Source organism: Parabacteroides sp. AF27-14 (assembly GCF_003635425.1).
Lineage (GTDB): Bacteria > Bacteroidota > Bacteroidia > Bacteroidales > Tannerellaceae > Parabacteroides > Parabacteroides distasonis.
Genome location: NZ_QTLZ01000023.1, coordinates 58,810 through 69,724, shown reverse-complemented (window position 1 = coordinate 69,724; position 10,915 = coordinate 58,810). Strand labels below are relative to the sequence as shown.

At 42.6% G+C, this 10,915-nt stretch carries 10 protein-coding genes and 1 pseudogene; 2 read left to right on the top strand and 9 right to left on the bottom strand.

All coding sequences use genetic code 11. The features are described from left to right. Nucleotides 1-186 precede the first annotated feature (186 nt). The 6 genes and pseudogenes from DWY79_RS18550 to DWY79_RS18525 form a co-directional block, all read right to left on the bottom strand. A complete protein-coding gene (locus DWY79_RS18550; RefSeq protein ID WP_122370020.1) occupies nucleotides 187-795 on the bottom strand; it encodes a type 1 glutamine amidotransferase family protein in 609 nt (202 codons plus the stop codon). A gap of 79 nt (nucleotides 796-874) precedes the next feature. Further along, nucleotides 875-976: pseudogene (locus tag DWY79_RS23125) on the bottom strand (XRE family transcriptional regulator); the annotation flags it as partial. A 26-nt stretch (nucleotides 977-1,002) separates the two neighbouring features. After that, a complete protein-coding gene (locus tag DWY79_RS18540; protein WP_122370018.1) occupies nucleotides 1,003-3,246 on the bottom strand; it encodes a DNA/RNA helicase domain-containing protein in 2,244 nt (747 codons plus the stop codon). Beyond that, a complete protein-coding gene (locus DWY79_RS18535; RefSeq protein WP_005854323.1) occupies nucleotides 3,243-3,584 on the bottom strand; it encodes a nucleotide pyrophosphohydrolase in 342 nt (113 codons plus the stop codon). The genes DWY79_RS18540 and DWY79_RS18535 overlap by 4 nt, the downstream gene beginning before the upstream one ends. 130 nt (nucleotides 3,585-3,714) lie before the next feature. Further along, entirely contained in the window at nucleotides 3,715-5,100 is a 1,386-nt protein-coding gene (gene mnmE, locus DWY79_RS18530; protein ID WP_122370016.1) for a tRNA uridine-5-carboxymethylaminomethyl(34) synthesis GTPase MnmE, read from the bottom strand. Between the two features lie 8 nt (nucleotides 5,101-5,108). Then, entirely contained in the window at nucleotides 5,109-6,227 is a 1,119-nt protein-coding gene (locus DWY79_RS18525; protein WP_008773563.1) for a DUF362 domain-containing protein, read from the bottom strand. Between the two features lie 77 nt (nucleotides 6,228-6,304). Between DWY79_RS18525 and DWY79_RS18520 the strand changes: the two genes are divergently transcribed. Then, nucleotides 6,305-7,489, top strand: coding sequence for an AAA family ATPase (locus DWY79_RS18520; RefSeq protein ID WP_036617201.1), 1,185 nt, complete (start codon nucleotides 6,305-6,307; stop codon nucleotides 7,487-7,489). A 21-nt stretch (nucleotides 7,490-7,510) separates the two neighbouring features. Next, nucleotides 7,511-8,257, top strand: a complete 747-nt coding sequence (locus DWY79_RS18515) for a nitroreductase family protein (RefSeq protein WP_005854358.1) — start codon at nucleotides 7,511-7,513, stop codon at nucleotides 8,255-8,257. On the opposite strand, the gene rpiA is transcribed toward DWY79_RS18515, so the two are convergent. From rpiA to floA, 3 genes are all read right to left on the bottom strand, one after another. Further along, complete coding sequence (gene rpiA, locus DWY79_RS18510) at nucleotides 8,247-8,951, bottom strand: ribose 5-phosphate isomerase A (protein WP_122144876.1); 705 nt, start codon at nucleotides 8,949-8,951, stop codon at nucleotides 8,247-8,249. The genes DWY79_RS18515 and rpiA overlap by 11 nt on opposite strands. A gap of 13 nt (nucleotides 8,952-8,964) precedes the next feature. After that, nucleotides 8,965-9,834, bottom strand: coding sequence for a nucleoside phosphorylase (locus DWY79_RS18505; protein WP_005864339.1), 870 nt, complete (start codon nucleotides 9,832-9,834; stop codon nucleotides 8,965-8,967). 88 nt (nucleotides 9,835-9,922) lie between these two features. Continuing rightward, on the bottom strand, nucleotides 9,923-10,915 hold the full coding sequence (floA, locus tag DWY79_RS18500) for a flotillin-like protein FloA (protein WP_005854361.1): 993 nt from the start codon (nucleotides 10,913-10,915) through the stop codon (nucleotides 9,923-9,925).

Below are 10,915 nucleotides of genomic sequence, written 5' to 3'. Positions count from 1 at the left end.
GATAATGAACGGGCAGCATAACAAAAAAGAAGGTATCCTTTTCAGACACCTTCATTAGATAAGTGATTTATAGCAAGGAACTTTTAAGGGTAATGGTAGATGTGGTAGCTGATTTCGTATTATTTAAATTCATACACATCTTATGGGATACATCCCCGGCTTTCAGCTATAAACCGCGATAATAATTTATCCCACTTCTGGATCTTCCCAAACACCTGTTTTGTTCAATCGATAGCTTCTCTCTATTTTCTTGGAAGAGTCAGCTTCCAGCGCATATAGTATTTCACGGCAGAACTCCAGAGTGGCAAATCCGTTGGCGGTTACAATGTTTCCGGCTCTGACAGCCAGTTCATCCATATAAAGATTTTCACCTGTATAATTAACCCCCGCAAATTGTTTGAGGTAATCCAATCCGTTGCTGGTATGATTTACATGGTTCAAGAAACCGTGCCTGCCAAGAAAGACGGAGGCGTTACAAATTCCGGCCACCAGCCTCTTCTTCTCTATGGCCTCTTTAACCAGAGGGACAATGGTTTCGGCTTCCGGGGTGAACCAGCTCATGCCACCTATTAATACGATCCCTGCATAATCGGCCGGAATGTCATGGATCCCATAGTCGGGGAGCACCTTGAATCCTCCGATCGATACAACCGGCTCTTTCCTGACAGATACGGTTTTAACTATATATTTGCTTTCACTTCCGGGTTCAACACCTGCATTGAGGTTTGGAGCGATATAAGCTCCTTCCCAATCGGCAAAGTCTTTTAACAAGACGAATAGAATTTCTTTTTTCATTATTTATTGTATTTATCGAAGTTATACTTCTTTCTAATCTCGTTTTGCTCGTCAGGCGAAAGAGATTTGCGATCGATACTTATTTATCCTTTACGATCTCATGGAGTATAGCCACCTTTTCTTGCTCGGCCTTTAACAATCGCTCGTAAAGCTCAACTATTTTATCAACGGGATTGAATGTCAGATGGAGAGACTATAATTCTCTATTTAGGGTTTAATTATTCCAATGAACTCTCCGATAACTTTAAATTCATTACAGTCCACATTATCGATTGAAATAGATTTATAGTCCTTGTTTTTGGGCTCAAGAACTATTTTTTCGTGTTCCCATTCTCCAGTTTCAGAATATTTCTTTAGGCTGGTATAAGTTTTAATAGAATAATTACCTACGTTATCGCCATCATAGAAGTTTATGTGCTGGGTTAAAACTATTTTTCCTTGTCTACTACCAACAGGGTTTGCTCTGAACACGCAATAATCTCCATCATGAATTGTTGGTTCCATTGAATTACCTTTGGCTTGTACAACAAACATATTTTTGTCTAATTTTCCCAGATTTGATACTTTTATCCATCCTAATTTATTTACTTCATCACCCTCTCCAAAATAGCCACATGCTGCTTGAATTGTATATAATGGAAGATATTCGGAAAATTGGTCTTCTGGTATAATATCTTCACAGATCTCGATTGTTTTAACTTTTTCTGTAAATAGTAGCTTCTCTGTATTATGCTTAATAACAGGAAAAAACTGTTTTAAATAATTCCTTAAGGAGTCATTACATACGTAAATATATGTACCTTCCAGACCTCTTTCTAAGATAGTTGTATAGATGTTCTTTATGTAAGCAAGTAGAATGGAATCATTCTCTATTCCCATTTTTCCCTTGTTGTCTTTATATCTCTTTTTATAAATAAAAATACGATTCTTTTCATTATCATAATCAATTTCTGGTCCTAGAATAATACCTGCATAATTAAGATCGAATCCTTGAGTTGTATGGATACAGCCAATTTCATTGATTGAGTTTGGGGAATTGATCCAATCTGTATCTGTTCTGTTCCATATATATTTATAACCATTAATCTCTATGTCAAATAGATTCTCTTTTATTATTGAGCTTAATGATTTTCCTTTTGTTTTCCAATCCCAAGCATATCCTGCTATATTTCTGCAAAGTCCGACTTCCTTATTTTTCTTTTTTATCTCAGATATCATGTCGTCAACATCTTCATATAATTTCAGATCATATTCTTTAAAAGTAATTTTTGACTTTTGTTTGCAATTTAAAATATTCTGGATATATTGAATATAATCATTTCCTCCTTTACAACGAAGTTGAGAAGTCAGTTTATACTTGTAATTATGTTTATTTTGAAGTAGAAGAAAAAATCTTTCAGGATCAACATCTGTTGGTTTGATGGATTGTCCTGAATCATAGAAGAAAAATTGATATTTGCTCTTTTTTAAGATCCAATCAAGCTCCGTCCCTTTCTTCCCTAATCCTAAAATCTCATTCTTATGATCAAAAGCTTTATAGTCTCCGGGGCTAGCTAAACCATATCGTTGTCTTAATCTATGAGATTCATCAATAATCAGAATATCATATTTGTCTTGTGAATTAGCGACATCTGCGGGACTAAGAACCATATTGGGACTTAATCCTTTAATACCTTTGAATACCTTTTTTAATGTCTTACGAAAATTTTGCATAGGGACAACGTATCCCATTTTTAAATTATAATTGAGCCCATTTGCGATTAAGTTAAGGTCTTCTTCCAAATTATTTTCCTCTATAGCCCAATTAGTCTCATTTTGAGCATCTACTAAAAGTTTTAATAAAAAGATACCTAAAATGGACTTTCCTGTTCCTGCTCCACCATCAATAATGGATATTCGGGGAATACCATTGGATAGGTCTGTTTTCAATCTTTCGATTATTTGGTATGTTATCTTATATTGTTCTTCTGTTAATGTCTTATATGGAGAATATTTAAACAAATCACTATTTTCAATGATTCTAATATCTTGAGTAACTATATTGTGTTTTTTTAAAATTTGCCAAATGTACTTGAATTCTTTTTGGTATTCCTCTCGTTGATAGTAATGGTGAAAATGTTGACCTCCATTTCCATTTTGTAACTGATATTTACCATCAGAGGCAATATATTTGATAAGAAAAGCTTCAAGATCTAAAATTACGGATTTATTAAAAGCAGGATTGTGGATAATATGAATGCTTTTAAGTTTTTTTCGTTTTGGATTATTCCAATGCTGATTTATGCGATTACATATATTAGTTGTTTCTCCAATATATGCCAACCTTTTTCCTTTATCTTCAATTATATATACAACAGGCCATTTGTCTCCGAATGTTGATTCTTTCAATTCGGAAAAAGTCTTTTTATTAAAAATGTAATCTGTTATTGTTGTGTGATAATTTCTAATCATAATTCGCTATATTTCTTTGCACAGCCTTTTGCTTTGTCTATAGGATACTTTTCTGCGTTTCTTTTTAGTTTAGTTAAGACGATGTCTTTAATGTCTAAATTATATTTATAAGCAATTAAGAAAGCATAGTTAATGATGTCTGCTAGTTCCTCTTTTATTTTATCTATTTTAACATCTTCTGCGCTTTTCCATAAAAATGCTTCGTTTAGCTCAGAGGCTTCAATAGAAAGAGCAAGAGCTAAATCTTTGCCATTATGGAACTGATCCCAATCTCTATCTTCTGAGAATTGAACGATTTGTTCCATGATCTCGTTTATGTCAGATTCTTTGCTTTGCATACTTTATCCTTTTGGGTTCAATAATGACAAAGTTAGAAAAACTATTGAAATAATAAAAAAGGAAATCTTAAATAGTTTTAGATGTGATGTGGAGAAGTTTATATTATAATTAATAGATTTCTTCTGTATTTTATTTCCCGATGCAAAAATGCCGAAATATATTCCCCAACACCTGATCCGTCGTAACCTCTCCTACGATATCCGATAAATGGAATATACACTCCCGTAAATCTTGCGAGATGAAATCCCCGGAAAGGCTGGAGTTCAAACCTTCTTGTACCCTATGTATAGCTTCCAGCGCATGCGTAAGCGCCTCGAAGTGGCGGGCATTCGTTACGATGATGTCGCTTTGGTGGAGGGTGGGGATGGAAGAGACTTCCGTGAGGAGTTGTTGTAGCTCTGCGATATGCAGCTTGCCTTTGGCGGAAATAGCGATTTGATGCCAGCCTTCGGTGGGGAAAGAGAAGGTTGGGAGAGAGGATGCGGGTAATACATCGCATTTGTTCATCGCTAAGATAACAGACTTATTCGTTAATCTCGGAGCTATTTCTTGATAGAAAGCCTCGAAATCCTTGAGGTCACGGGTTAAGTCGTACATGAGGATGACGATTTGCGCTTGGTCTAGAGCCTTGAAACTACGTTCAATACCAAGAGCTTCGATCGTATCGCTTGTTTCACGGATACCGGCGGTGTCGATGAAACGGAAGAGCTGGCCGTTGATATTGATCGTATCCTCGATAACGTCACGGGTCGTTCCGTGGATGTCGCTGACGATCGCTTTATCCTCGTTCAACAAGGCGTTTAGTAAAGTAGATTTGCCGGCATTCGTCTCACCGATGATGGCGACAGGAATACCGTTTTTGATAGCGTTACCTACGCTGAAAGATTGGGCGAGTTTGGAGATGACCTGTTCGATATGATCCGCAAGCGTGCGAAGCTCGCTACGATCAGCGAACTCTAATTCCTCATGGTCACTGAAATCCAGTTCCAATTCCATGAGAGAGGTGAAATGGAGCAGTTGGTTTCGAAGTTCGGCGAGTTCCCTACTGAAACCACCTCGCATCTGGCTTAGAGCCAAACGATGTTGGCCGGCCGAAGTGGAGGCGATTAAATCCGCAACGGCCTCCGCTTGGCTAAGGTCCATCTTGCCATTCATGAAAGCACGTTGCGTATATTCACCCGGTTGCGCTATACGGCATCCGCTGGAGATAAGGAATTGCAGGATTTGTTGTTGGATATACGTCGAGCCGTGGCAGGTGATTTCCACCGTATCTTCCCCCGTGAAAGAATGGGGGGCACGGAAAACAGCGGCGATCACCTCATCTATGGTTTCGTCATTGTTACCGACGATGGAACCATACGTTAAGGTATAAGCCTTTTGGGTAGATAAACTCTTATCTACCTTCTTCGGCCGGAATATCCGATCACAAATCTTGAAAGCATCCGGCCCGGAGACACGGACCACTGCGATTCCTCCTACTCCCGGAGCTGTAGATATAGCGCAAATTGTACTCATTCCGTCTATTAAACTGTTATTAATTCATACGCTTGAGAACCCAGTCCGATTTCCTCCGCATAACGTAGGCCGGCTTGCCAGTTCGTATCCGGATGAATCAAATGGAATTTATCCTCTCCCTCAAGGTGTTCGTGAGGATGAGTCTCGGCTAATTTATTACCTCCGATGATAGGAGCGTTGATAACCATATCGGCGCAAGCCTTATCCAAGGCCACCGGATCGAAAGACGCGGCGATACCCAAATCGGGGATGATGGCGGCATCGTTATGATTCCAGCAATCGCATTCCGGAGATACGTTCATGATAAAACTAACATGGAAATGAGGCTTGTCTGCTAATACGGCTTTCGTGTACTCGTCGATCTTGTAATTCAATCGCTCGGAAGTATCACCTTCGCCCATTACGGCACCGTCGTACTGGCAAAGAGCCACACATTGCCCGCAACCTACACAACGCTCGTAATCAATTTCGGCCTTTCGGTTGTTATTCAAATGGATGGCATCGTGAGCGCAGTGCTTTACACAGATGTTACAGCCTTTACAAGCCTCCGTATCGATACGGGGTTGTGAGGCACAATGTAATTCCAGTTTACCGCCTACGCTGGCGCATCCCATCCCGAGGTTTTTCAGCGCACCGCCGAAACCGGCTTGCTCGTGACCTTTGAAATGGTTCATGGAAATGATGATATCGGCATCGGCGATAGCGGCACCTATTTTCGGGGCCTTGCAATATTGCCCGTCAATCTCGATTTCCCGGTAGTCCGTACCTTTCACGCCATCGGCGATGATAACGTTGCAACCGGCGGACATGGGATTGAACCCATTTTCCATGGCGCTTTGAAGATGATCGACAGCGTTGGAGCGGCGGCCCGAGTATAAGGTGTTGCAATCGGTAAGGAACGGTTTCGCGCCTAATTCACGTAACAGGCTCACCAAGCGAGCGGCGTAATTAGGACGAATGTATGCCAAATTCCCCGGTTCGCCAAAGTGGATCTTAATGGCTACAAATTGATTTTTGAAGTCGATATTGGCGATACCGGCACGTTTTACCAGACGTTCCATCTTATCCAGCAGGTTGCTGCTGGGGGTCGTGCGTAAATTAGTAAAGTAGACTTTGGATGTATTCATCTTTTTATTGGTTTAGTGTTGACAAAGGTACGAAAAACACGGAACATTTTTTATATTCGCGTAAAACAGATTTGTATATGGACTTGCTTCAGCGGAATCATCAGCTATTGTTGAAAGGAATAAATTGTACATTCCTGCGTTATTTGCATGCACGGATAGAGTGGGAGGATCGGTTAATCGGCATCTTCGGCTCTCGAGGGGTTGGTAAGACTACCTTGTTGTTACAGCATATTAAGTTGAAATTTGAAGATTCACGGGAAGCCCTGTATGTGAATCTGGATGATTTCTGGTTTGAGACACATTCATTGACCGATGCGGTTAAGGAGTTCCTGCAAGCCGGGGGGCATTATTTGTTTTTGGATGAGATCCATTTCTATTCGGGCTGGATGGAAGAGGTCTCAGCTTTATTGGATGCCAACCCCGCCTTAAAGATTGTTTTCGCTACCACTTCTTTGTACTCGCAGACAGAGGTGCGGAACGGGTTAAGGCATGAGGCTGCTTTTTATACCATGCATCCGATGTCGTTCCGTGAATTCCTTTCTTACGAAAGCATTCTGGATAAAGATCCCATTCCGTTGGAGGATATCTTAGCGAACCATCATGATTTGGTGAAGGAGATCAATGCGGAGATGAATATTGTGCCGATTTACCGGAACTATCTGGAACATGGATGTTATCCTTTTTATTGGCAAGACCCGGATATGTATTATTTCCGTCTGCAAGAATTAGTGAGAAAAGAGATTTGCCGGGATTTGCCTTCGGTGGTTTCTATTTCGATGAGTAATCTGGAACGAGCTCAAAAATATTTTATGATGGTGGCTGAGTCGGCTCCTTTACGTCCGAAATCGATTGATGTAACCCGTAAGACAAATATGCTTCGTCAGCAAAGCGATAGCCTGTTGCGTTTCTTTCATGATGTGAGGCTTATTTATTACTCGGCAGACCAACTGGGAACCACTCCGGCCAAGCAGAAAGTCTTTATGGGGGATACCAACTTGCTGATCTCTTTTTTCGGAGATAAGGAGAATCGGCAATTGATGTGTGAAACCTATTTCTTAAGCCAGATGCGTTCCGTGGCGAACGTGGAATTCATGGAGAACGGAGATTTCTTGATTGGCGGTAAATATATCTTCGCCGTAGGTGATCCCTTAAGGGGATATGATCGTCTCCGCTTCGTACCCGACGCTTATGCGGCTATCTACGGGTTACCGAAAAGCGTGTTTAACCGTATGCCGGCATGGATATTAGGATTTAGTTATTGAGAATTTAAAAATAGGATTGCTATGTTAGAATGCATGAAGAATAGAAGAAGTATCCGTAAATATACGGATCAGGATATCCCGGAGTCTTTGCTGAATGAATTATTGGAAGTGGCTACTCGTGCCTCGAATACAGGAAATATGCAATTGTATAGTGTCGTGGTTACCCGCGACCCTGCGAACAAGGAGAAACTGGCTCCGGCTCATTTTAACCAACCAATGATTACGGGAGCCCCGGTGGTACTTACTTTTTGTGCGGACGCGAACCGTTTCGTGAAATGGGCGGAGTGCAGGAAAGCGGAGGCCGGATTCGATAATTTACAAACGTTTATCGCTTCGACGATAGATGCGATGTTGTTCGCCCAGAGTTTCTGCAATGCCGCTGAGGAAAAAGGCTTAGGCATTTGCTATCTGGGTACGACGGCTTATAATGCGGACCAGATCATTGAGGCGCTTTCTCTTCCCCGTCTGGTTGTCCCGATCGTTACGGTTACGGTGGGTTATCCGGCAGAGCCTATACCCGCTCAAGTTGAACGTTTACCATTGGCGGCTGTGGTACAAAACGAGACTTATACGGACTTTACTCCGGCTTCCATCGATGCCTTGTATAGTGAGAAAGAGGCATTAGAGGTGAATAAGCAGTTTGTAAGGGAGAATAATAAGGAAACACTGGCGCAGGTCTTTACGGACGTACGCTATACGAAGAAAAATAGTGAACATTTCTCCGAGGTGCTCTTGAAGGTATTGAAACAACAAGGATTCATGAAGTAAGCCCTAATACTTCTACCTTATAGTTCATAAAGAGTCCACTCTCGAGTACGCCCGTAATCGACTTGAGAGTGGATTCTGTATTTTCAGGGATATAGTCCATCCATACGTCTAGGATCATATTGCCATTCTCGGTAATGATCGGTCCATCCTTACCTTGCCCCATACGAAGTTTTATCTCACCGGGGTTCAAACGCTGGAGTCTGTCCTCTACATAGGTGAGAGCTCCCGGGAAAATCTCTATCGGGATCGGGAATTTAGCTCCCAGCCTCTCCACTTTCTTGGAAGGATCGACCAGTATATAGGTCTGCGGACTGGAACTGATTAATAGCTTTTCCTTGAACATGGCGCCTCCACGCCCTTTGATCAAGTTAAAGTGGGAATCTACTTCATCAGCCCCATCGAAGGTCCAGTCCGGCTTGTGGGAAAACAGGCTGGTAACCGGAATGCCTAGCTGGGCGCAAGTCATCCGGATTTCTAATGAAGTGGGGATCGCCAAGATGGAAAGACGTTCCGTCCGGATACGTTCCGCTATGCGAATCAACGCTAGATAGGAGGTAGAACCGGAGCCAACACCTATGACTTGTCCGTTTTCGACTTTAGATGCGATAAGGTCCGCTATCTTTATTTTATCTTCCTTATGGGAGATCTGATTCCCCCATTCCAACGTATCGATTAGTGAATGATCCCACTTCATAGTCTTGATATTATTATATACGGTCTAATACAGTTTCAATCAGTTCCTCCAAAGAACCTTTATAATCCGTATTCATATGATTATCCACACGTCCGGCGATAATACAACATACGGTCATTGCCCGGTGTCCCATGAGAGCGGCCAGACCAGCTAAAGAGGAGCTCTCCATCTCGAAGTTCGTAATCTTTCGCCCGTTGTACTCGAAAGCCTCTATTTTCCGGTTCAATTCCGGATCAGTCAAGGGCAATCGGAGCTCGCGCCCTTGCGGCCCGTAGAAGCCATTGGCCGCGATAGTCGTTCCCCGGATAATATCATTACGGGTGATTTGCTCGATCAACGATGGATCTGCCGATACGACATAAGGCCATATGCCGCTAAGCCGCCAATCAAGCTGTTTTATTAATTCAGATTCCAAGTCTGCGTCACGAACGGAATTACTATTTGCGTAGAAATAAATGACTCCATCGAATCCGATCGATTTCTCCGCAGCTACGTAAGTCCCAATCGGGACAAATGGCTGTAACCCTCCGGAAGTCCCGATACGAACTAGGGAAAGTTGCTTGAATTCCGGCTTGATCGTACGGGTTGAGAAGTCAATATTAGCGAGAGCGTCCAACTCATTTAATACGATATCAATATTATCTGTACCGATGCCATGGGATACAACCGTGATACGTTTTCCCTTGTATTGGCCCGTGATGGTATGAAACTCCCGGCTGGAAACCTCACATTCCTGAGACTCAAAATAGGAAGCGACGGTTGTAACCCGTGCGGGATCGCCAACAAGTACCACACGATCCGCGAGTTGTTCTGGTTTTAAATGCAGGTGGAAAACACTACCATCTGAATGGATCGCTAATTCTGAAGCGGGGATTGTTCTCATATTCGATCAGCTAATTAAGTTTACTTTTAATCATAAAAGGGCAAGGTGCGACCCTGCCCTTGGAGATAGTTCCATGTATATAACTATTTTAGTCCTTTAATGGTTTTGATGGAGTACCGGTCGGTTTAGCTATCGCTTCACGCATAGAAGTGTCCGCCTCGATGTTCTTCATCTTGTAATAGTCCATTACGCCTAGGTTTCCTGTGCGGAAAGCGTCTGCCATTGCCTTGGGAACTTCCGCTTCTGCCTCGATCACCTTGGCACGGGCTTCTTGTGCTTTCGCCTTCATCTCTTGCTCGAGGGCGACAGCCATCGCACGGCGTTCCTCGGCTTTCGCCTGAGCGATATTCTTATCCGCTTGAGCTTGATCCATTTGCAAGAAAGCGCCGATGTTCTTACCTATATCGATATCGGCGATATCGATGGAAAGGATTTCGAAAGCTGTTCCGGCGTCAAGCCCTTTGCGAAGCACTAATTTCGAGATGGAATCCGGATTTTCCAATACGGTCTTATGGCTTTCGGATGAACCAATGGAAGATACGATACCTTCACCTACACGGGCTAAGATCGTCTCTTCTCCGGCACCACCCACTAATTGCTTGATATTCGCACGAACGGTGACACGTGCCTTGGCGATTAACTGGATTCCGTCTTTCGCTACCGCTGTTACCGGAGGGGTATCGATCACTTTCGGATTTACCGACATTTGTACAGCCTCGAATACGTCACGTCCGGCCAAGTCGATAGCGGTAGCCATCTGGAAAGGAAGGTCGATATTCGCTTTCGACGCGGAAACCAGCGCATGCACTACTTTCTCGACATGTCCACCCGCTAAATAGTGCGCTTCCAGCTCGTCGCGTGTAAGCGTCTTTATTCCTGCCTTATGCGCTTCGATCATCGCACGAGTGATGATGTAGGGAGGAACTTTTCGGATACGCATCAAGAATAACTGGATCAAGGAGATATTGACTCCTGATACTTTGGCCGAGATCCATAACAGGAACGGCACATAATAGAAAAAGATTGCCAGCAGAAGTACTGCGGCCCCCAATAGGATAAGTGGCAAAAAGGTTATTTCCAT